23 protein-coding genes, 1 pseudogene and 1 riboswitch are annotated in these 22,720 nt (G+C 40.0%); of the genes and pseudogenes, 10 read left to right on the top strand and 14 right to left on the bottom strand.

The genetic code is table 11. The features are described from left to right. Positions 1–18: 18 nt before the first annotated feature. Together UP17_RS05200 and pdhA are read right to left on the bottom strand one after the other, a co-directional pair. Complete coding sequence (locus UP17_RS05200) at positions 19–1,002, bottom strand: alpha-ketoacid dehydrogenase subunit beta (protein WP_061461957.1); 984 nt, start codon at positions 1,000–1,002, stop codon at positions 19–21. Then, positions 1,002–2,114, bottom strand: coding sequence for a pyruvate dehydrogenase (acetyl-transferring) E1 component subunit alpha (pdhA, locus tag UP17_RS05195; protein ID WP_061461956.1), 1,113 nt, complete (start codon positions 2,112–2,114; stop codon positions 1,002–1,004). Before pdhA ends, UP17_RS05200 begins: the two co-directional genes overlap by 1 nt. A gap of 713 nt (positions 2,115–2,827) precedes the next feature. Here pdhA and UP17_RS28610 point away from each other — a divergent pair. Beyond that, positions 2,828–3,012, top strand: a pseudogene (locus tag UP17_RS28610) (IS5/IS1182 family transposase); the annotation flags it as partial. Between the two features lie 63 nt (positions 3,013–3,075). On the opposite strand, the gene iadA reads toward UP17_RS28610, so the two are convergent. Then, positions 3,076–4,251 (bottom strand): beta-aspartyl-peptidase, encoded by a 1,176-nt coding sequence (gene iadA, locus UP17_RS05185; RefSeq protein ID WP_061461954.1) that lies wholly within the window; start codon positions 4,249–4,251, stop codon positions 3,076–3,078. Between the two features lie 195 nt (positions 4,252–4,446). On the opposite strand from iadA, the gene UP17_RS05180 reads away from it, so the two are divergent. Continuing rightward, positions 4,447–4,755, top strand: coding sequence for a hypothetical protein (locus UP17_RS05180; protein WP_061461953.1), 309 nt, complete (start codon positions 4,447–4,449; stop codon positions 4,753–4,755). Between the two features lie 197 nt (positions 4,756–4,952). On the opposite strand, the gene UP17_RS05175 is transcribed toward UP17_RS05180, so the two are convergent. Next, positions 4,953–6,989, bottom strand: a complete 2,037-nt coding sequence (locus UP17_RS05175) for a transglycosylase domain-containing protein (protein WP_061461952.1) — start codon at positions 6,987–6,989, stop codon at positions 4,953–4,955. 296 nt (positions 6,990–7,285) lie between these two features. On the opposite strand from UP17_RS05175, the gene UP17_RS05170 reads away from it, so the two are divergent. Beyond that, positions 7,286–7,813, top strand: coding sequence for a universal stress protein (locus UP17_RS05170; protein WP_061461951.1), 528 nt, complete (start codon positions 7,286–7,288; stop codon positions 7,811–7,813). Positions 7,814–7,897: 84 nt separating this feature from the next. On the opposite strand, the gene thiT is transcribed toward UP17_RS05170, so the two are convergent. Beyond that, positions 7,898–8,479: an energy-coupled thiamine transporter ThiT gene (thiT, locus tag UP17_RS05165; protein WP_061461950.1), complete on the bottom strand. Its 582-nt coding sequence runs from the start codon at positions 8,477–8,479 to the stop codon at positions 7,898–7,900. A gap of 106 nt (positions 8,480–8,585) precedes the next feature. Next, a riboswitch (TPP riboswitch) is annotated at positions 8,586–8,687 on the bottom strand. A gap of 235 nt (positions 8,688–8,922) precedes the next feature. On the opposite strand from thiT, the gene UP17_RS05160 reads away from it, so the two are divergent. The 3 genes from UP17_RS05160 to UP17_RS05150 all read left to right on the top strand — a co-directional run bounded on the left by UP17_RS05160 (position 8,923) and on the right by UP17_RS05150 (position 12,764). After that, positions 8,923–9,810 carry a cation diffusion facilitator family transporter gene (locus UP17_RS05160; RefSeq protein WP_061461949.1) on the top strand — a complete coding sequence of 296 codons (888 nt, stop codon included), beginning with the start codon at positions 8,923–8,925 and terminating at the stop codon, positions 9,808–9,810. A gap of 234 nt (positions 9,811–10,044) precedes the next feature. After that, the gene (locus UP17_RS05155) at positions 10,045–11,154 is read left to right on the top strand and encodes a histidine kinase N-terminal domain-containing protein (RefSeq protein ID WP_061461948.1); all 1,110 of its coding nucleotides are present in this window, start codon (positions 10,045–10,047) and stop codon (positions 11,152–11,154) included. A gap of 278 nt (positions 11,155–11,432) precedes the next feature. Next, positions 11,433–12,764, top strand: coding sequence for a hemolysin family protein (locus UP17_RS05150; protein ID WP_061461947.1), 1,332 nt, complete (start codon positions 11,433–11,435; stop codon positions 12,762–12,764). Between the two features lie 48 nt (positions 12,765–12,812). Here the strand turns inward: UP17_RS05150 and UP17_RS05145 are convergent, their stop codons facing one another. The 4 genes from UP17_RS05145 to UP17_RS05135 form a co-directional block, all read right to left on the bottom strand. Beyond that, the gene (locus UP17_RS05145; protein WP_061465991.1) at positions 12,813–13,442 is read right to left on the bottom strand and encodes an undecaprenyl phosphate transporter UptA; all 630 of its coding nucleotides are present in this window, start codon (positions 13,440–13,442) and stop codon (positions 12,813–12,815) included. A 163-nt stretch (positions 13,443–13,605) separates the two neighbouring features. Then, on the bottom strand, positions 13,606–13,770 hold the full coding sequence (locus tag UP17_RS27355; RefSeq protein ID WP_155727246.1) for an Lmo0850 family protein: 165 nt from the start codon (positions 13,768–13,770) through the stop codon (positions 13,606–13,608). A 104-nt stretch (positions 13,771–13,874) separates the two neighbouring features. After that, a complete protein-coding gene (locus UP17_RS05140) occupies positions 13,875–14,588 on the bottom strand; it encodes a FixH family protein (protein WP_061461946.1) in 714 nt (237 codons plus the stop codon). Between the two features lie 93 nt (positions 14,589–14,681). After that, positions 14,682–15,254, bottom strand: coding sequence for a YitT family protein (locus tag UP17_RS05135; protein ID WP_349817592.1), 573 nt, complete (start codon positions 15,252–15,254; stop codon positions 14,682–14,684). A 615-nt stretch (positions 15,255–15,869) separates the two neighbouring features. On the opposite strand from UP17_RS05135, the gene UP17_RS05130 reads away from it, so the two are divergent. Further along, positions 15,870–17,222 carry a hemolysin family protein gene (locus tag UP17_RS05130; protein ID WP_061461945.1) on the top strand — a complete coding sequence of 451 codons (1,353 nt, stop codon included), beginning with the start codon at positions 15,870–15,872 and terminating at the stop codon, positions 17,220–17,222. A gap of 346 nt (positions 17,223–17,568) precedes the next feature. On the opposite strand, the gene ytvI is transcribed toward UP17_RS05130, so the two are convergent. Then, positions 17,569–18,612, bottom strand: a complete 1,044-nt coding sequence (ytvI, locus tag UP17_RS05125) for a sporulation integral membrane protein YtvI (protein ID WP_208857044.1) — start codon at positions 18,610–18,612, stop codon at positions 17,569–17,571. Between the two features lie 128 nt (positions 18,613–18,740). On the opposite strand from ytvI, the gene UP17_RS05120 reads away from it, so the two are divergent. After that, positions 18,741–18,944: a hypothetical protein gene (locus tag UP17_RS05120; protein ID WP_081108978.1), complete on the top strand. Its 204-nt coding sequence runs from the start codon at positions 18,741–18,743 to the stop codon at positions 18,942–18,944. Positions 18,945–18,959: 15 nt separating this feature from the next. On the opposite strand, the gene UP17_RS29180 is transcribed toward UP17_RS05120, so the two are convergent. Continuing rightward, a complete protein-coding gene (locus UP17_RS29180) occupies positions 18,960–19,088 on the bottom strand; it encodes a hypothetical protein (protein WP_284149562.1) in 129 nt (42 codons plus the stop codon). 335 nt (positions 19,089–19,423) lie between these two features. Between UP17_RS29180 and UP17_RS05115 the strand changes: the two genes are divergently transcribed. Next, positions 19,424–19,843, top strand: coding sequence for a MarR family winged helix-turn-helix transcriptional regulator (locus UP17_RS05115; RefSeq protein WP_061461943.1), 420 nt, complete (start codon positions 19,424–19,426; stop codon positions 19,841–19,843). A 62-nt stretch (positions 19,844–19,905) separates the two neighbouring features. Here the strand turns inward: UP17_RS05115 and UP17_RS05110 are convergent, their stop codons facing one another. Further along, the gene (locus tag UP17_RS05110; RefSeq protein WP_061461942.1) at positions 19,906–21,297 is read right to left on the bottom strand and encodes a MocR-like pyridoxine biosynthesis transcription factor PdxR; all 1,392 of its coding nucleotides are present in this window, start codon (positions 21,295–21,297) and stop codon (positions 19,906–19,908) included. Positions 21,298–21,401: 104 nt separating this feature from the next. Between UP17_RS05110 and UP17_RS05105 the strand changes: the two genes are divergently transcribed. Then, on the top strand, positions 21,402–21,980 hold the full coding sequence (locus UP17_RS05105; RefSeq protein WP_061461941.1) for a GNAT family N-acetyltransferase: 579 nt from the start codon (positions 21,402–21,404) through the stop codon (positions 21,978–21,980). Positions 21,981–22,106: 126 nt separating this feature from the next. On the opposite strand, the gene UP17_RS29175 is transcribed toward UP17_RS05105, so the two are convergent. Together UP17_RS29175 and UP17_RS05100 are read right to left on the bottom strand one after the other, a co-directional pair. After that, entirely contained in the window at positions 22,107–22,241 is a 135-nt protein-coding gene (locus UP17_RS29175) for a hypothetical protein (RefSeq protein ID WP_284149561.1), read from the bottom strand. A gap of 20 nt (positions 22,242–22,261) precedes the next feature. After that, positions 22,262–22,714, bottom strand: coding sequence for a GNAT family N-acetyltransferase (locus UP17_RS05100; protein ID WP_061465988.1), 453 nt, complete (start codon positions 22,712–22,714; stop codon positions 22,262–22,264). Positions 22,715–22,720 lie beyond the last annotated feature (6 nt).

The raw sequence follows: 22,720 nt of genomic DNA, 5'->3' as shown, positions 1-22,720 counted from the left end.
TTTTCCCTTAATTATCAATTAAAATGAAATCGTCTCCACTATTCCTTGTTTTACCCGGTCAACAGTCGGTAGATAATAATCTTCTATTGAAAACGGCGGAACCGGAACATCAAATCCTGTTACACGCTTAATCGGAGCTTTCAGGTAAATAAGAGCTTCATCATTTATGATGGAAATAATCTCCGCACCTAATCCGGCAGTCTTATGGGCTTCATGGACGATTAATGCACGACCTGTCTTTTTAATGGATTGCACGATGGTATCCCTATCTATTGGGTATAATGTTCGAAGATCAACCACTTCACACTTCCAGCCTTTTTCGCTTTCAATCTTTTTCGCGGCATTCAATGCCTCCCTTAACATAGCCCCCCATGCAAAAATCGTCAGATCGCTACCCTCCTGGACCACTTTTGCTTGACCAATTGGTATACGATACATTTCTTCGGGAACTTCTTCCTTAAAAGCACGATACAATTTAGTCGGTTCCAAAAAGATTACCGGATCAGGATCTTCAATTGCGGCAATTAGAAGCCCTTTTGCGTCGTATGGATTACTGGGTGCAACTACCTTTAAACCCGGAGTATGGGCAAAGAAGGTTTCGACACTTTCGGAATGAAGTTCAGGTCCTCTGATTCCAGCACCATATGGCGTACGGATAACGAGGGGCACGCTAAATTGCCCACGAGTCCGGTATCTCATACGGGCAGCATGGGAAACGAGTTGCTCGAATCCCGGATAAATAAAGGCGAGGAATTGAATCTCCACTATGGGCAGCAGTCCGTTAAGGGCTAAACCAATGGCAGAGCCGATGATTCCGGATTCAGCTAATGGCGTATCCACAACTCGATCTTTTCCATACTTTTCATAAAGCCCTTCCGTCGATCGGAAAACTCCCCCGTTCACTCCAATATCCTCACCCAAGATCAACACACGATCATCATGACCCAGCATTTGGTCCTGCGCTTCCGTAATAGCCTGGAGCATCGTTAAACTTTTGCCCATTATTTCTTCACACCTTTCTTTAAGATTTGGTTCAATTCCTGCTTCTGTTCCTTTAGGTGCCATGACTCCTCAGCATATACATGTTTAAACATTTCGAGCGGATTGGATTTCGGATAACCTTCCGCCTTTTGGAGGTGAGCATCTATCAGTTCGTTGAATTGTTTTAACACCATTCCTTCCTGTTCTTCATTCCAGTAACCCTCTTTATTCAAATACTTTTTAAGACGCGTTATCGGATCACGATTTTCCCTCCAGAACGTTGAAACTTCGTCCTGATCGCGATATATGTTCGGATTGTCTGCAGTAGTATGGGCACCATAGCGAAAGGTTATGGCTTCGATTAAAGTAGGTCCTTCACCTTTAAGCGCCCTTTCGACAGCCTCTTTTACAGTCAGCCATACTGCAAAGATATCATTTCCATCCACTCGAACCCCATGTATGTCATAAGCAGCAGCACGCTGGGATATAGTTTTAGATGCTGATTGCTTTTCAAAAGGCACACTGATCGCATAGCCATTATTTTGGCAGAAAAAGATTGTCGGGGTTTTATAAACACCTGCAAAATTCAGTGCCTCATGAAAGTCCCCTTCAGAAGTGGCACCATCACCAAAATAAGCAATGCTTACATTCTTTTCCCCTTTAATTTTACTTGCCCAAGCCGTTCCTACCGCATGAACCATTTGAGTGGCAATGGGAACACTAGGAGGTAATATCCTTTTACCTTCCGGACAAATTGAACCCTCAAAATGTGCCATCCAGTATAGGAAAACACGATACAATTCCTGTCCATGAATGATTGCCGCTCCATGATCACGGTATGTGGGAAACATCCAATCACCTGCCGACAACGCTAAAGCGCTTCCTGCCTGGGATGCCTCCTGTCCTTCGAAAGGTGCATAAGTTCCCATTCTGCCTTGGCGCTGGAGATTAATTGATTTACGGTCAAATGTTCTGAGCAGTAGCATGCTCTCATACATCTTTAACATCAATGATTTATCGATTTTCCCATCAATCGTCCCAACTATTTCTCCGTCAGGTGTCAATACACGAAACATTTCCGGCTCACCTTCATTTGAATACGCTTTCATTATTGGGTTTCCCGTCTTTTCCATTTCATTTCTCCCCTTAAGATAGATTTGTTTCGCAAACTTACCAAGGATTTGAACAGTCATGAAATAACAGCCCAAAAAGTTTTCATTGGTCTTTTATGTCTGTGAATAATTACTGTTTCATAAACTACATTTGCTTATATAAAAGGATAATACATCCAAGATTTTAATAATATGTTAAATAGAATGAATTTTTCGTATATTACCTTTATTTAGAATGTGTTTTCTTATATCTCACCTTCATTTTGAAAATAAGCCCGATTATGGAAAAATCCAATGTAAAATCAGCGGGTTACCGGCAAGTTTGGGGATATGCTCCGACCTTTTCAAGTCACTTGTTAGCTAGCATCCATTCAAGGGCTGCCTAAATAAAACAAGTACATCCACTATCATCCAAATCAGGATCCAGCACAAAAAGACCCATTATAATCATGGGTCTCAGACTGTTGACAAACTCGATAAATAATTGAGTTTGTCTACGTTTTTTTATGGCTTGTACAATTTGAACGTTGATTGGAACGTAGGGCACTCCCTTTCCGTGGGCGGTCCTCCCTCGGCTTGCGCCTGCGGGGTCTCGCACCTTCCGTTTCATCAACTTTGTTATAAAATTAAAATCTCTTTTGCCTACAGTCTTTATTGTTTAAAATAGAAGCATAAAAACTTGGGGTGATAAGGATGCTTCCAAACATGATTCTAATCAGCGAAATCAACTTGAAATGATTACTTTAGATTATCTGGTGCCAGCGAACCATTTAGTTCGAAAAATGGAGGCCGCCATTGACTTCGCATTCATATATGACTTGGTGAAAGATATGTATTCAGAGGTAGACGCCCAAGTACTAATCCAGTTATTTTAGTTAAACTGACATTTATTCAATATACCTTAAATATTCGCTCGATCGAGGTTTACTTTACCAACAAGATTTCATTTTTCCTTACCCCACTACACGGGTATTAGAAAGATCTATTTTTCAAATGTGCCTTTCACGACCGCTTCACCATCTTTGACCATGATTTGCCCCATCGCGATAACCCTATTTATTTCTAACGTTTGTTTCTTCAATATGATGATATCGGCGTCATTCCCTACCTCAAGCCGGCCCTTCTTAGTGAGGTTTAAAATATTTGCCGGATTTTCCGTCACAACTCGTATGGCATCGGCAATTGACACTCCATCCTCGATGACCGCATCTACGACAGAATCATATAAGGACATGCATGTACCAATGTTCAAACCGCGCAGGTTGCCACTGCCATCGAAGTCAGGCAGGCTTGCTTGCCCATCTGAAGTTAAGGTGATCTGCCTGATATCTACCCCTTCTTCTAGTGCTCTCTTTATTGCTGTACTTGCTTTGACCTCCCCTTCTTCAAGGAACTTCTTGATCGTACTTGTCGTAAAATCAATATAACCCCCTTTTTTTGCATATTCCATCCCTGCTTTGAATAAATGCGGATTTCGATTTATATGTGTAGGGTAAAACTGTGTGATCGGTATTTCCGTTGTCTCGACAACTTCTTCAATTACCTGCAAATGGTTTTGACTGTCGCCGACATGAATGTTGACGATACCGCTTTTCCCGGACAACAGACCTCCATTACGCGCTTGAGAGGCCAATTTAGCCAATTCAGCTACAGTCGGCTGTGAAGAACGATGATCGGCAATGGCAATTTCGCCAACACCGATAATTTTATCCACAAGAATCAAATCATCTTCGATCTTACCGGTTAACGTCTTGACTGGAACTTGATAGGAACCAGTCTGAACGAAGCAGCTAATGCCTTCTTCTTCAAGCGCTCTCGCTTTAGCGAGCAGTGCTGGCATGGTCCTTGTCGTCCCATCTGTTCCGATGACCCCTACCAATGTCGTTATACCCGCTAAAGTGGCATCTGTTAATTGGATTTCTGGTGTCCTCGTTTTAAAGCCCCCTTCCCCACCTCCGCCGATAATATGTACGTGAGCATCTATAAAACCCGGAACCACAATTTGGCCACTCGCATCAATCACTTTCATTTCAACGAACTCTGCAGGGACATCAATCTTGTCCTCAATGAAACCAATTTGCTTTCCAACCAAGAGGATATCTTTTTGGCCCAGATATTCCGGACCATAAAGCTCCCCATTTTTAATAAGTGTTAGCATAGTTCGTTCCCCCTCCAAAAATTGAAATTTTCAAATAGGTTTCAAAATCTTTCACTCGGGTAAATATACAACATGACCCGCTAACAATTACATAAAAAAGACCAAACATACTTGTTCATTTTAAAAAGTGTTGTAGCTGAATTGACATCTTGATTATGCTTTTCCAAAAGTATAAAAACAAAAGGAGTAAACGACATGAATAAAGTGATTTCTTCTGATATTAAAACAAATAAAAGATTATCCATGCGACAAATCATGAACCTATATCAAGTTACAAAAGAATTTAAAGGGAATATATATTTTATCTGCAACCATAAATTGGTCGATGCCAAGAAACTTTCGACTTTCGTATCCTTTGTGCTCATTCTTCAAGAGTGTGCAACCATGAAAGTCATACTTGAAGGCGAGAATGTACATGCCATGCTAGAAAAAGTACAGGCTATTTGTAAAGAAAATGATGAAAGTGCATTTGGATTCCAATCGAACCAAACCGTAAATATTTAAATGATTCCAACTACGTCATGAAGAGGGTGTATAGAAGTGAGAACCATTTTAATGGTGATAGGCGCAATCGTCGTAATCGGCATAATAGCAAATCTCATTTTTTAATGAATGATGAAAGACTGTCAATGATTGACAGTCTTTTTTTTATGCTAATTTATTGGAAAGTACGGGCGTGCCATGCTCCCATTTCATGAAAATTACCACGGCACATCCCAATCCCTCCATTTTTTCAAACCATTCCGAATTTCTTTTCCTTTATCAATCCAATATTGCTTCCTTTTGTCCTCCTCTTCTTTCTTTACCTGTTGCTCAGCTATAACTGCCTGTTGTTTAGCTATAAGCGGTCCGATATCTTGAGTATTAAAAGATTGAGATGCTTGATTCTGTAATGCTCTCGACATTATTTTTTGAAAGATGATTGCAGTTCCCTGACTGCTGTGTGTCGTTAAATAATGCTTTTCATCCGTTTTATCATATCCAGCCCATACTGCACCGACCAACGAAGGTGAATAACCGATGAACCATTGATCTTTAACCCCTGATATTCCTTCGATGGGAACTTGTGTTGAACCTGTTTTACCTGCTATTTCATAACCCGACACAGCTGCGTTTTTCCCTGTGCCATATTCCACTGTACCAAGCAACATGGAATTCATTTTATCGACGACGCCTTTAGAGGTTACTTTGGTGCTTTCCTTTTTCCAGGCGGCTACCTCTTTTCCATCATTATTTTCTATTTTTACAATGGCATGGGTTTCCATACGTTCCCCGCTGTTGGCGAATGCTGAAAAGGCTCCTGCCATCTGCAGCGGGGACACACCTTTCTTCATCCCTCCTAAAGCAAGCGACAGATTTCGATCATCCTTTTCATAAGGAATCCCAAACCGTTTAAGAGAATCCAGCCCCTTATCGATGCCAATCTCATTCAAAAGCCAAACCGTTGGTACATTCAAGGAATTCATCACCGCTTCATACATGGGTACTTCTCCTTTATATACACCGCTCAGGTTTGTTGGCTCATATTCCCCAAAGCTCATTTTTTCATCCTTCAAAGGGGCAGTGATACCGTATCCCTCTTCAACCGCTGGAGTATAAACGACAAGTGGTTTAATGGATGAACCTGGAGATCTTGTCAGCTGGGTTGCCCGGTTATATCCCATAAATTGATGCTTTCCTCTCCCACCGACAATTGCCCTTATCCCTCCTGTTTTAGGATCAAGGAGGACTGATCCACTTTGAACCATTTCTCCTGTACTCGTTCCAACTGGAAAATTGGCTTCATTCGCATACACGGATTCTGTAGCCTGCTGCATGGATTGGTCCAGTGTCGTGTATATTTTATAGCCCTTTGAAAGCAGGTCCTCAAGCTCTATTCCATATTTGCTTGATGCTTCCGATAAAACATGATCGACATAATAAGGGTACTTCCCTTTTAATGGATCGGTTTCTTTCTCCCCCATGAGAAGTGTAACTGTATCTTTTTTTGCTGCCGCTGCTTCATCTTTCGTCAAATAACCATGTTCCGCCATTTTAGAAAGAACCAAATTACGCCGCTTCACTGCCCCGTCTAAGTTCTTATATGGATCAAGTTTGGATGGCAAATTAATGACACCTGCCAGCAAGGCTCCCTCGGCAACGGTCAATTCAGAGACCTCTTTGGAAAAGTAAATATTTGCGGCCTTTTTAATTCCCCATGCCCCATGGCCAAAATAAACTTGATTCAAATACATATCCAGAATTTCATCTTTTGTATATTTATCTTCAACTTCCTGGGCCAGAAAAAACTCTTCAATCTTCCTCTTCAGTGTTCGATTCGACTCCAGCATCGTAATCTTCACAAGCTGCTGGGTAAGCGTGCTCCCTCCTTCAACAACACTTCCGGCCTTCGCATTTTTAATCAGCGCTCGCAAAATCCCTTGATAATCTATGCCGTGATGTTCATAAAAACGGTGATCCTCAATGGAAACCACCGCTTGTTTCATATGTTCCGGTATTTCATCTATCGAAACACCTTCGGATTTATTTGCCGTGATCGTGCTGGCAAGATTTCCATCCCGATCATAGATTCCTGTTGGTTGCTGAAGAATATTTTGAAGATGGCTTATATCTGCACCCTGTCTGAAATAAAAAAGTGAACCGGCGCCTAAAACCACAATCACCAATATAATAATTAGACCTAATTTCACTAACCCTCTCATTTGTACCCCCATTTTCCAATCTGCGACATGTTTCATTAAAAATATTTTACCCCTTTTATTAAAGAAAACTCGTCGATTGACTAAAAGGCCTAAGCTAAGTCGCCTTTTCTTTAGCACTATACCCGGGTATCGGTTTCCTTGCCGATGATACCCCCTTCACCGAATGAAAAATAAGCCCGCCAATTGAAGGACCAGGATTTCATCCTACCATTTTTAATAATGACCGTATCTATCCTTTACCCGTAATTTGCGATCTATATACCGATTAATGGCGTGAAACCCTTAAAAAGTGGGTATAACACTTTAAAGACTTATAAAAGGGGAGAGATGGTATGAAAAAAAATTTAAAACATATTGTCGTCGCTTTTGATGGAAATGAAGAAAGTAAACGTGCCGTGGAATATGGAGCAACATTGAAAAAGGCCTTTCCTGAGGCCGAGCTGACTGTAGTTCATGTCCTATTTGATAAGGTTGAGCAGCGTATCATGGGAAACGCCTCGGCGCCGGGGTTTGTACCGGCTGCTGGATTTTATGTGGATCCCGTCCAGACACATCCCGTCGTTGAAGTCGAACAACCAGAAATTCAAATGGTCAATGACACCCCTTCCGCCGTTGAGAGTAGTGTTCAGAACGCAGAAAGTAATACGTTGAGATTGCTAAGTGAATGTCAAGTCAAGGGGAAATTCGAGATATTGGAAGGACATGCACCAGATAGCGTATGTGAATATGCGGCAAGAACTGCTGCCGACCTCATCGTTGTAGGCAATAGCGCTAAAAGCGGTTTGGAAAAATTCTTTCTTGGCAGTACAAGCAGCTCCATCGCGAAAAACGCACCCTGTTCGGTATTCATTGCAAAATGAGGATTGAGCCGTTTCGCCCTGTAAGACTCAATTTGCTTAATCTCCGAAAAAAGCCAAATTCTTTATAGAATCCGGCTTTTTTTGTTAATAGGCTTTTTTCAGTAATACACTTGAAGCAGCCGAATATAACATCATCACCACAAGGGCCGATAATATAAAACTGATCAGCATATAAGTCCCATTATAAATGAATGAATAAATCACTACTGGCTGACCTTTTGGAGCTGCAGAGCCAAAAAACACGATTCCGGATATGAAATGACACAGAAACCTCAGAAAACTGCCCAAAAACATGCCACCAATCCCATACCACTTCGCTTTGGAACGCTTTTCCTCTTTATAGCTATTTACAAACTTATTCATGAATACACCGGATATCCCGACAACCGTAAAGGCAAGATAATAATCAATGAAGCCTTGAATCGGCGTGCTGATCCATGCTGTACCACTGACGATCTGCAAAAGCCCAAGTAACAATCCGGTTAACATACCACCTTTGATGCCCCACCGATATGCCATCAGAAAAATCGGTACCATGGCTATTGAAATCGAGCCTCCTTGCGGCCAGATTCTTGAAAAAATGAATCCAGAAACCAAATCCAGTAATAAAGCCAGTGAAGCAAAAATGGCAACCTCTGTCATGAATAACGTTTTATTTTTCATCATGTCTCTCCCTTCTCCAAAAATGAAAAGTGTCCATGAGTTCCCTCCCTGCCAGATTTTGCACAAACAAAAAAGCAACACCGGGGCGGTAGTGGATGCCCAGTATTGCTTGTATCCAAAACCACATCCCTACGCTAGTGTTAACTATCAGGTTCATAGGGTCTGAACTCAACCGTTCACTCTCAGCCTTTTGGCTCCCCTTGTGGAAGTATTTAATTTTCGATCCTCGGTTAGAATATACTACTAGTTTCTATAAAAGACAACTTAAAGAAAATGTCATATCATAAAAACTTACCACTCCCATATTTATGGAGGTATCCTTTCTTTTAACCAACTTCAATACACCTGCAATTAACCAGGTTAGATGGCTAAATGCAACAACTTTTCTATAGACTCACTAAGGTTTGTTTTGATATCTTTTAATTTACACTGGGGAGGGATTAGACATGGATAAACATTCGATTTCAGCTGAAAAAGGCGCCTACATAAGCATTGCCGCTTACATATTCTTGTCTGCTCTTAAATTGTCATTCGGTTATTTCGGTGATTCTAAAGGGCTTTGGGCAGATGGTTTAAATAATACGACCGACATCATCGCTTCCATAGCCGTATTGATTGGTTTGAAAATTTCGAAGAGACCTCCTGATGATAATCATTCATATGGTCATTTACGGGCGGAAACCATAGCCTCGCTGGTAGCTGCCTTCATCATGATTACCGTGGGCATTCAGGTTGTTTACAGTGCTATAGAATCCTTCTTCCAGCAAGATTCAACAACCGTTCCAAATATGCTGACCGGTTATGTCGCTCTTTTCTCTGCAATCTTCATGTACGGAATCTCCCGTTATAACTTAGCGTTAAGTAAAAAGATCAACAGCTCTTCCATCTACGCCGTTGCACAGGATAATCGTTCCGATGCCCTTGTCAGTGTTGGTGCTTTTATAGGAATCATCGGTACTAAGATGGGCATCCCTTGGCTGGATGCGATAGCTGCTGCTGTAGTAGGGATCATCATCTGCAAAACGGCCTGGGATATCTTCCGTGATGCATCCATCTCTTTAACCGATGGTTTCGACGAGCAGCTCCTGCAAAAGATCGGACAAACCATTATACTGACAGAAGGCGTTAAGGACATGAGTGAAATTAAAGCCCGTATGCACGGAAGTGAAATCCTGCTCGAAACTACCGTACATGTTAACCCTCTTTTGACCGTCATCCAAGGTCACGATATTACGGTTAAAATCGAAGAGAATCTTTTGAAGGAATATAACATCCAGCATGTGATCGTTCACATTGAACCATATGCATTTAATAAAAAAGGTAACCGTCATTAACTTTGCGGATACCTTTTTTTATTATTAAATCCTGCAATTCCTTTAATAAAACTGTGTCAAAAAAAGGTATTTATCTATTAATTGCCGAATATTTATCCAATTGACACATGTGTAAAAAACATTAATCTGTTATCATAAAAGCAAAATAATTATTTTAATATTTTGTATTTTATTCAAATAAATTAATTTCTGGGTCGAAAGTAAAATTCATTTTCCTACAGTATGGAGGGCAAAATGGTATCTAATCGAGAAATGACCATTCACTTTTTATCTTCTCAAAAAAACAGCATCATTTCCAAATGGAAAGATCAGTTGCTCCATTTATCGGACGGATATATGGGGTATTTTAAAGGAGAAGTGGAAAATATTTTCAATCTGCTAATGGATCAGCTTGGGAAATCGGATACTGACATAGACGATGTACTGAAGGTCGTAGGTGAAAAAATTGCGTGTGATCGAGTTAATAAACAATTGGATATGGAAAATTTCTTTTCCACTGCAACCATCGGCAGATCCACCATCGTTGAGCACGTTTTGAATTCCGAGGCAACGAAAGAAGAAGTATCCGATTTAATTAAGCAAATAAACGTTTACTTCGATAAACTAATTCATTTTGCATTATCCTGTTATACCGAATTGAAAACGATGGAACTTAAAGAACGCTATCAATTCATTAGCCCAAACCATAAAGACCGTTTGACGCTCCTTGGCCAAATGACCTCAAGCTTCGTCCATGAATTCCGAAATCCACTGACTTCCATAATGGGATTCATACAATTGTTACAGGCAGAGCAACCGCAGATAAAATATCTTGATATCATTTCAAAGGAATTGGATCAGCTCAATTACCGGATCACTCAATTTCTTAATATTTCCAAAAAAGAAACTTCAGAAGCACAAACTGATCTATTTTCGATTGCTCAGCTAGTGAATGAGGTAATCGAATTTTTATATCCTAGCATTTTGGAAGTAAATGCTTCGATAACATGTAATATTGCCGATGATGCCGTCATTTCCGGTTCTAAAGAAGAGTTTCGCCAAGTTTTACTTAATATCATTTTAAATGCTCTTGATGTGGTCGCCGGAATGCCATCCCCGTCCATTTATATTTCAGGCTCTGAATCACCACCCGGCATTCTTACTTTAAACATTTCCAACAATGGGCCAAGAATACCGGACGAAGTCCTGCCGAATATTTTTGAACCATTCATCACCACAAAAAAAAGGGGAACGGGATTGGGACTATTCGTCTGTAAAGAAATCGTTTTAAAACATCAAGGAACCTTATCCTGCCACTCTACCGATTTCCTGACGACCTTTTCCATACAATTGAAAACTAAATAATGGATAAATATCCTTATTTCCTTGGGTTTTCAGTTGAAATTTTTGACTGATTGACGTCCAGTTACTTATACTAATAGTTAGGTTCCACTACTAATCGAGGTGAATGACCAATAGATTGAAAATAAAAACCATCATAATTTCATACAAGATAAACGATACTTATTTTTCTTCTAACATTTAATACACTACCATCAGTTCATTCATTATTGGTTTTGGGAGGTGACTGGGATAATTAAGTCGTTCGGTACATCAGGCGATTCAATTAAGTCCCACACTAATTGGACATATTAAGTTTTTTATTAGTCATTATTTTAATCGCTTTAACTGCCTTTTTTGTAGCTTCGGAATTTTCGATCATAAGGGTTCGCAGCTCTAGGATCGATCAATTGATTGAAGAGGGAAACAAAAAAGCCATTGCGGCCAAGAAGGTTACATCCGATCTGGATGAATACCTATCCGCCACACAGCTTGGAATCACCGTTACCGCTCTAGGATTGGGGTGGCTAGGACAACCGACCATCCTCAAATTGGTTGGGCCTTTATTCAATGCCTTGAACATCCCACAAGAAGTCACAAGCATTCTGACATTTGTCATTTCGTTTTCCCTGATAACGTTCCTGAATGTGGTTGTAGGTGAATTGGCTCCAAAGACCGTTGCCATCCAAAAGGCCGAGCAAGTAGCCTTGGCTATTGCCAGCCCTCTGATTTTTTTCCATAAGATTGCCTTTCCCTTCATCTGGATATTGAATCATTCTTCTCGTTTCGTTGTCGGATTATTTGGCTTCAAGCCTGCATCCGAAAGTGAAATAGCACATACGGAAGAAGAATTGCGTTTCATCCTATCTGATAGCTATAAAAGCGGAGAGATTAACCAATCGGAATTTAAATATGTCAGCAACATTTTTGAATTCGATGACCGTGTTGCTAAGGAAATCATGGTTCCCAGGACAGAAATCATGACCATATCAAAAGATGAAACGGTACAGGAATTCGTCGATGTGGCCAAATTGGAGAAATACACTCGATATCCTGTTGTCGAAGGTGATAAAGACCATGTCATCGGCTTAGTGAACTTAAAGGAAGTCTTCTCGGATCTTATAAAGAATCGTGAAATCCACATCAAAGCGATTGAAAATTACGCTCGTCCGATCATTCGAGTCATGGAGAATATACCCATCCACGATTTGCTTTTGAAAATGCAAAAAGAACGCATTCATATGGCTATTTTGATGGATGAATACGGCGGAACTTCGGGCCTTGTCACAGTTGAAGACATCCTAGAGGAAATCGTTGGGGAAATTCGTGATGAATTCGATATCGATGAAGTTGCATCAATCAGGAAAATTAAGGATGGACACTATATATTAGACTCTAAACTTCTTGTAAAGGAAGTGAATGATTTACTTGGCATTCACTTAGATGAAGATGATGTCGATACTATAGGAGGATGGGTCCTTACTGAAAATTATGATGTGAATGTAGGGGACATCATGGAAAAAGACGGTTACTGCTTTAAAGTGATTGAAATGGAAGACCACGCCATTCGTTCCATCGAGGTAACAAAAAAGGTCGTACAGCTTGCTTTGGAAGAGGATCTTCCTCAAGGTTAATTATTAAGAAAAGCCACGTATAAAGTCATTTTACGTGGCTTTTTGTGTTCACTTATCGGATAACCGTCCCATTTTTTTGACCGTTACGATTGGAGGCGTAGTATTTTTTTTCCATATGATATAAAGCATAATAAGGACAACGGAAAAACCAGCTCCCGGAATTATATAAGGTGCAGTTATTTCCCTGATTTGCTGCCAATTTTCGCCGAGGATCCGTCCTAAGGATAGAAACAAAATGGTCCAAGGGATGACAGCGGCAACCGTATAAAATATAAACTTCCATACAGACATCCTTGCAATTCCCGCAGGGATGGAAATGGCATGGCGAACCACAGGAATGAATCGAGCCGTAAAAATCACGCCTACCCCATAACGTTGAAACCACTCTTCAGCCATTACGATATGATTTTCTTTAATTAAAATATATTTTCCATACTTTAAGAGAAAGGGCCGTCCGCCATAATAACCAGCCCAATAGAGAAATAATTGTGCCATCGTCCCACCTACCACACCTGCAAGGACAGCTCCCCAAAAAGTCATTTTCCCCAGGCCAACCAAATAACCACCATATCCGAGAACAAGCTCACTCGGGATGATTTCAACCATCAGCCCCAATAAAATCCCCATATACCCCATTTCTGCAAACCAATTCAATATAGTCATAATAAGCTGTGATATCATGCAATCGGACTCCCCTTACCGCTGATTTCAAATTGTTTGTCCTTCTATCCTATTTCAGCTTATAAGGTTCTATTCGATTTTTCATATCCTGCTTCACTTTATATCACTTTTAGGAATGCACAAAAAAAGACCAGCTGATATGTGCTCCGGTCTCATTGCATCAATATTCTTTTAGCTCCCGTTTTTGGGGAAATTGAGAAAAAGCAGCCGTGGTGAGTAAGGATGAATCATTTTGTGAAACATTAGTGAAAATCTCCTGGCGTGATTTCGTTTTTTCAATATGAATCCCGAGATTTTTATACTTGTTGATCATTTGATTATTCATGCTTACCCTCCCTTTCAGCTGTATCGTTATCCATTAACTTCCCATTTAACGAAAGGATAAAACCCATTTAAAACATTCCTTCCAAAAAAACATTTTACACGGAGTCAATTTACTTGAATGGTTTGCAGTTGATGTTCATGCACTTCATCTTTTTCTACATGTACCTGCACCTTATATGTTCCCGATTCTTCAAATGATACCTTATTTTGATATGTCCCATTTCCATCTTCTTCTGCTTTGGTGAAATGACTCTCCTCACTGCCTTCCTTCCACACCTCGAAATTCACATCTGCATTTGTCAGTGGCTTCCCATCCAATTCTACGTTTGCTTCAAAGTTCGAACTGTTTCCTGCCTTTACAGGGTTACTTTGAAACTCGATTGATACATCCGTACTCGGATGAGCTGATGCACCTTCACTTTCATGTTCTGGAACGACCACTTCTTTTGCCGGCATCACATGAAGGCCTTTGGCAGTTACATGGGAAACCACAATATATTTGCCTTGTTCATCAAATGTATGCATCACTTGATACTTGCCACTTCCAGTACTCTTCGATTCCAGCATTGTCCGTTTATCCTGTCCGGACTTTCTCACTTCAAACATGACCTCATCAGCTTCATTCACCAATTGGCTTCCTTGTTTTACTGTCGTTTCAAGAATGACTTCTTTTCCAGGCTCCAATTTCCCTTTAATGACAATCGATGCATCCATCGATTCTGGAACAGCGCTGTTCACTTCTTTATCCTCTGGCATTTCAGACTCTTGGCACCCAGCCAGCATGAATAACAACGCAGAACACATATAGAATTTTTTCATAATAACTTCCCCTTACAATTTATTTGACTAGAAATCTACTCTTTCCATATTCCCCATCCTTTCCCTTTTTCGGATTTTTATACATCATCCACATCAACCATTTCTCATCACGGTAACTGAAGTCAGCATGGCTACCGCGATGATTGTTAAAAATGAATATAAAAAAATGGAAGTCCCTACAACGCTTAATCCGCAAAGCAGTACGCATCCATCAATGATAAAAATCAGCAAACCGACATTGAGCCCACTCTTCCTGGAAAGGATCTGTGCCAACATATCCGTTCCGCCTGTAGAGGTCCCATACCGAAGCATCAAGCCTATTCCAAGGCCAATCAACCCTCCCCCAATTATCGCACTTACATAAATGGGGAGATCCCATCCGGTGACGGCGTCGGAAAAAATATCGATGCAAAAAGAGGAAAAAAGCAAGCCATGCAAGCTGTTCAGAAATAGTTTTTTTTCAAAGTACCAAGCATATATATATAATGGAATGCTGCTCAAAATCACACCAAGGCCTGTTGGCAGTCCAAAATAGTAATGAAAAATCAGGCCAATACCTATCATGCCCCCATCCAATAAATGAAAAGGTATCAGAAAAAAATTGATACCCACACCCACTAGCATGCTGCCGGCAATGATCGCTGCCATCCTTTCCATGATTTTCATGGCCGCCACCCCCATTAATCTCCATTAAAACCTGTCCAGTTTCTATAGAATATGTTTATACCGTCCAAAAAATAATGAAACTGACCAATTTTTTATGAAGCAGGTCCTCGGTTTTCTGAATATTCTATAATAGAATGCAATAAAGTAAAGAAAACAGTCAAATATCGCTAAATATTAGCTCAAATTGATCCTTTACAAGCAATTTACCGGATTTAAGGAGCCGTAAGCTATTTGACTGAATCATTAACTCTTTCTATAATGAAAGTATTTAAATTAATTAAATTGAGGTGATTTGATGGGGCATTAAAGAATGTTCGTTTTGACGGACGGACGCTGCTTTGCGTAACGGATATGTGCATATTCTTGAAAAATGGCTGCACTCCTTCATACAGAAATTCTTCTATTTCCCGTCTACGCATCGCTTATCGGCATATACTTTTATTCTCTTCATCACTTAAAAAAATGGGAGTTCAAGCAGCTGCACATCCATATACCATAGCTAGTTTGAATGATTCCCGAAAATATTCAGCAAGGCAAAAAAAATATACTTGTATATTTTAAAAATGTAGGAGGTGGACTCCTTATTCGTCTCGTAGGCGAGTTAAGGGAGACTATTTGGACATAATAAACTTGGTTCTTATTGCCATTTTAATTGCTTTAACAGCATTTTTTGTAGCTACGGAGTTTGCGATTGTTAAAGTGAGAAGCACGAGGGTCGATCAATTAATTGAAGAAGGAAAGCCGAATGCACTTTCAGCAAAGAAGGTAATATCCAACCTGGATGAATACCTCTCAACATGCCAGCTCGGGATTACAGTTACCGCTTTAGGGCTTGGGGTGCTTGGGGAACCGACAGTTGAAACCATTTTGCACCCGCTCTTAAATCAATTGAATCTTCCAGATTCCGCTTCACAAGCACTCTCTGTTGCAATTGCCTTTTTTTCCATTACCTTCATACATGTGGTTGTAGGGGAATTGGCACCGAAAACATTGGCGATTCAAAAAGCGGAGCAAGTAACTTTATTGGTTTCCAAACCTTTAATTGGTTTTAACAAGGTCATGTATCCTTTCATCTGGGTACTGAACGGCTCTGCAAGGACGCTTACAAAAATGCTAGGATTAAAAGCAGTTTCCGAACATGATTTGGCTCATACAGAAGAAGAGCTACGTATCATTGTTTCTGAAAGCTACAAAAGTGGCGAAATTAACCAATCAGAGTTTAAATATGTGAATAAAATTTTTGAATTCGATGATCGGATTGCAAAAGAAATCATGGTTCCACGTACAGAAATAGCAACGGTATCCAAAGATGATACGATCCAACAGTTTTTCACCGTTATGGCGGAAGAGAACTTTACACGATATCCTGTCATCGATGGGGATAAAGATCATGTTATCGGAATGGTCAATATCAAAGAGCTATTCACAGAAATGATCGACAAGAACAACCAGGCCGCATCAGTGATCAACCGATATGTTCGTCCGATCATACGTGTCATTGACAGCATCCCTATTCATGATTTACTTTTAAAAATGCAAAAGGAACGCATTCACATGGCTATCCTCATGGATGAATACGGCGGTACATCAGGTTTGGTGACCGTTGAAGATATCCTTGAGGAAATCGTCGGCGATATCCGCGATGAGTTCGACCTGGATGAAGTGCCGGATGTCCGCAAATTAAAAGAAGATCACTATATCATCGATGCCAAGGTATTAATCAGTGAAGTGAATGATTTACTTGGATTGGATATCAACGATGAGGATATTGATACGATGGGCGGATGGATCCTTACCGAGAATTACGAAGCCAAACAAGGTGATATCCTGACTTATGGTCCCTATAACTTTAAGATAAAAGAAATGAAAGATCACCATATCTGTTATATTGAAATATTTAAACCAGCTAAAGTCGTAAGCGAAGTAAAAGAATTTCCGATGATATCACAAACTGAAATCGTTTCATGATAATAACCCCCTTTCCTAATTGACAACAGGAAAGGGGGTTATTTTTTTCCAACCGGTACATGAAATAAAATAAATACATATTATATAAAACCTGCTGCATTTAGATTGAATGATAATAATTAAGTATAGTTCTACCTTTATTGTTTCATACTGTTAGAAAAGCGATACTTTTTGAAGGAGTGAGGAATTATGAAACTCATAACCATTTGCCAACACTGCAAAGGGAAAGGGAAAACCCGTTTTCTACAATTCTTTTCCCGGGACTGCAATCATTGCAAGGGTCAAGGAAAAGCGATAAAAGATATGTCAAATTTAAGAAACCAGGCAAAAAACCTCTAATAATCTTTCATATTTTGAAGTTGGATTTAATGACACCAGTTTTTTTTAATGTATCATAAACGATCAATATCGAAGGTCCAAGGAAAAGCCCAATGAATCCAAGCATTTTAAACCCTAGATAAAGACTGACCAACGATGCCAATGGGCTCAATCCCATATTTGCTGAATAAATTTTTGGTTCGATGGTCCTTCTTATAATGGTAATGACCAGGAATAGGATAACAAGGCCAATCCCTAGATGATGGTTTCCTTGCGCCCAAACAATTATTGCCCAAGGAACCAGTACAGACCCCGTCCCCAAGATAGGAAGAATGTCCACAACAACTATTAACAGTGCCAATGGAATCGCATACTTCACATTTAACAACCATAGTCCTCCATAAGCCATGATGAACGTAATTAAACTCAATAGGATTTGTGCCTTGATGAAGCCAACTGCTGCTATACTTAAATCTTGATAAACTAGCGATATCTTTTGATAGGTGGATATCTTCAAATAAAGGAATGCCTTTTTTCTTAACTTAGGCAATTCAAGACTAATTAAGAATAAAGCGATTAAATAAATTAAAAAATCAATGAAAAATCCCGGAATAAGCGTAACGAATTGCACCATATCCTGAACAAAGCCCTCTGTGAACCCCTCTAGAGCCTTGACCCCCTTTTCCATCGTTTGTTCTATTGACAGAATGAGATTTGGCGGCAATGTTTGGGAATATCGTTCCCACTGCCTTATGACTGGCAATATCGCCGTCAAATACATTTCACGTATGAATCCAGGAAATTCTTCAGAATAGACAATGATCTTCTTGATTAAAACCGAAAAGGAAAAATAAGTGATGCTCATAAGCCCGCCTACATATAAAACAAATGAAATCAATACTGCCCAAAGCCGATGCAGTTTTGCCGTTTCACCAATCATGCGGACCAATCCATCCAATAGAATGGCTGTGAGTAATGCTAAAATCAAAGCCCATGAATAGGGAATGACGATTAATATGCCTAAAAGGAAAATACCCCTCCAAAACCAGCGGAAAAAGACAGCGACATTCACTGAACAAACCCTCCTTGCACTTTCTTGTTCTCCTTATATTTATGAAACGGGGTCACATATATTTCGCTTATACGTTTTATTTTCTCAATAAAGGGAAAAAGAGTTACAAAGAGATGGAGGGATTGACATTGGATAATAAAGATAAAGAAAAGTATCTTGAAGAGCGCAATGATAAATCCAAGGCATTCAAAAAAAATCAGGAAAAACAGCTGGAACGTGATCAAGTAGTCATGCCCATTGAAGATTTACCAATTGATGAAATTAAATATGAACGACAAGAAGAAAGAAATAAAAAGGAAACAAAACACCGCTCCACCAGCGACAGGTTTTAAAGCAAAAACCAGCCACTAAAGAGGCTGGTTTTTTGTTTGCGGGATATCTTTGCATTCAGCTTCAAAGTGTGCTATTTGGCAGCCCTTTTCTTGAAGAAATACAGTTACCGATATGGGCACCTTTTGAATGATGGTATTTTCCATCCCCGTTTCCACCATTGCTTTTTTTATCGTATCTGCTTTTCATGGGAAACAAGTCTGTTTTCCATCAGGTTACGGGCAAAAAAATTCATTTACATGGAAAAGAATATGCGCCATCCATTATTAAGCTTCCTCTTGTCAGCTTGTATATCCTTCCCCCATTGTGAGGATTTTGCGAGTCTGGGTTCTCGATTAATTCTATTCATTCAGCCATTATCTTTCCCATTCCTGAAGTGTTTCCAAAAATAAACATTGACTGAAATAAATGATTCATTACAATAGACTTTTAAGAATTAAAGAATATAATGGACTGGTCGACCATTATAAAGGAGAATCCTATGACGAACCCTACTCAATTATTTCATCAATATTTACAAGTATCCAGATCATTAGTCAGCAAAATGAATGAACAAATTACAGCCCTTGAAATTTATCATAATCAGTGGACAATCCTGAATTATTTAAAAAACTGTGGATATTCCACAATCCCAGATATCTGTAATTACTTGGATGTAGATAATGTTATTATCACACGTTCGGTCAACAGCATGGAACAGAATAATATGATTAAACAGGTCCCTGGAAAAGATGAACAGGAAAAACGGATCGAGCTGACTCCCCGGGGCAAGGAGGTACATACAAAATGCCTTAAAATTGCAGAGAAAATTGAAGGAAAAGCCCTGGATGGCATTACTGAAGAAGAACAGGACTTGTTTTTCCAGACGGTCCTCAAAATCCTCAATAATATAAGAAACTGAACGAGTATCTTATATTATTGTTAAGAGAATCACGGTCTTTCCATTTTCCTGTACGAATCAAGCTATAGCCATACCTTTTTTAAAAGTCGGATTCCTTCTTCGATTTCCCTTTCGGTTAAACCACCGTACCCAATCAAAATTGTCGGCCCTTTTACGTTTTTTGAGTGATAAACCGAAGTTGGATGGACTGTAACCCCAACACTGGCAGCTTTTTGAATGAGCTCTGACTCACTTATGCCGTTTTTTACTTTTAAAAGAACGTGTAATCCTGACTTTTCACCGATTACGGCTACATGATCATGGAAGTTCTCTTCAATTGCATTCAGCAACACCTTATTCTTTTTACGATAAATCGTACGCATTTTATTCAGGTGGCGTTCCCAATGTCCATTTATCATAAAAAGACAGAGCGTTTCCTGAATAATTCTGGAAACGGTCTGTTTGTATCCTATTAACTTCTGCTGATAGTCGTAAGCCAACTCCTTGGGTAAAACCATATAGCCCACCCTGATTGACGGGATTAGCGACTTTGAAAACGTGCCAAGATAGATGACCTTTCCATTTGTGTCCAACCCCTGCAAGGATGGAATCGGTTTACCTGCATGACGGAATTCGCCGTCATAATCATCTTCAATAATATAACCCTCTTTTTCTACTGCCCAATTCAATAATTCCACCCTTCTAGTTATCGGCATGATCATGCCGGAAGGAAATTGATGGGAAGGAGTGACATAGGCAACATTCGCTGCACTCTCTTTCAAAGAGTCCATACTAATTCCACCTTCATCTAATGGAATGAAAGCCATATTGGCTCCCTCCAACCTCAGTACCTCCCTAACCCGATGAAATCCAGGGTCTTCCAACCCAAAAATCCGCTCATTTCCAAGAAGCAACCGCAGAAGATGGATGAAATACTGTGTACCTGCCCCAATGATGATTTGATCAGCGCCACAGCGAACACCTCTCGATTGAAATAGATAGGAAGAGATCTCAGCCCGGAGCCCCCATTCCCCTTGGGGATCACCACTCATGAACATTTTTCTTTCCTGTAGATACAAAGTATTGTTTAAGCATTTTTTCCACACAGCATGCGGGAAAGAATCCATGTCCACCCGGCCATGATTGTAATCGATCATATTCCTTTCATCCTTAGGGCCCATCTTCTCTTCGGTAACAAGCAACGGTTCATTCAAAGGTGAGATCGGTTCTAAATCAGCTACGTAAAAACCTTTCCTTAATTGACTTTCCACATACCCTTCTGCCATCAACTGCTGATAAGCAGTATCTACTGTATTAAGACCTATTCCTAAATGCATGGCTAGTTTTCTTTTAGAAGGCAGTTTCATTCCTGCCTTTATTTGCCCATTCTCGATTTCCGTTTTAAAGTATTTATACAATTGGACATATAAAGCTTCTTTATTCGTCTTATCTAAGGTTAGAGTGATTTCAAACATTTGGTCCTCCTAAAAAACTGGTTCCATAAATTATATCAGCCTTGGTCCTTATTATAGGACCAGGATATTTTTATAATGAAAATATCAATCAAGAGGAGGAGATTATGGAGCATATCGAATTACTCGGGAAACACGTGATACTAACCCCAATGATGGAACATCATATCGAACCGCTTTACGCTGCTTCCCTGCCACCTGAAATATGGAAATGGAGTGCAACAAAGATCTTGTCATATGAAGAGGCGATTTCCTATGTAAAGGAAGGCATCCGAGCAAGGGAGCAGGAACTTCATCATCCATTTGTCGTTATCGATCAAACTAATGATACGATAGTTGGCAGCACTAGCTTCAGAAATATTCAATTTCATAATCAGTCCCTGGAAATCGGTTCGACTTGGTATCATCCCGATAAATGGCGGACAGCCATTAACACAGAATGTAAGTACCTGCTATTGCAGCATGCTTTTGAAAAGTGGCACATGACACGGGTTGAATTCAGGACGGACGAATTGAACAAAAGGTCGCGTGCAGCAATAGCCAGGCTCGGTGCCCTTGAAGAAGGCATTTTACGGATGGAGAAAAAACTGCAAGGTGGAAGGATAAGGAATACGGTGGTCTACAGCATTCTCGAGCACGAATGGCCCTGTGTGAAAAGGAGTTTGGAAGCCTTTTTAAAAGGGTGAAGATATGAAAAAGAGTGCCGTTGTTTTGCACTCTTTTTCCCTTGTTGCTATCTTTCATGTGAGTCTTTATTAATCATCGATAAAAAATCCTTTTACCTTTTTGTTGATCGAATGAATATGAAAACGTCAATCGCAAATAAAAACAGCATTAGTAAAGTAAAGAGAAGATAAATCATATCTCCAACGAACAAGTTCATTCCCTCTAAGCAATGCGACGCGAATTTTTGTCCGTAAAGCTTTTCCGTCAAACTGGATGATCACTGCTTAGTCTCCCGGTTCCATCAAATACTTTGTGACAATCGAATCATATCCTGACACTGAATCCCATTTTCATAAATGGCCTCGGAATAGTTTCTATTAAAAAAATCGCGATCGACCCCAGTTATTCTAAAACCGCATTTTTGGTAAAGGGCAAGCTGCCCTATCCCCGAATTTCCCGTGCCGATTTCAATCGTTTTATAACCTTGTTCCCTTGCATGGCTTATGGCGTGTTCAATCAATTGCTTTCCGATTCCTCTTCCATGATGCCGTTCATCCACTGCGATGTTCATTATCTCTATCAATTCAGGACCTTTTTGCAGCAAAACATAAACTCCGATGATTCGCTTATCCATCTCGGCAACAAAGCACGTCCCACTTCCCAAGTATGCTTTTACCAATTTCCTTGAAGGATCAGCCAAAAGCAACAAATGCATCGGCGGTGACTCATCCACCAATAATCCCCTTATCTTCATCCCCAT

It is taken from the genome of Peribacillus simplex (genome assembly GCF_001578185.1).
GTDB classification, from domain to species: domain Bacteria; phylum Bacillota; class Bacilli; order Bacillales; family DSM-1321; genus Peribacillus; species Peribacillus simplex_A.
The sequence above is the reverse complement of the archived record's forward strand: the minus strand, read 5'-3'. Positions and strand labels throughout refer to the sequence as shown.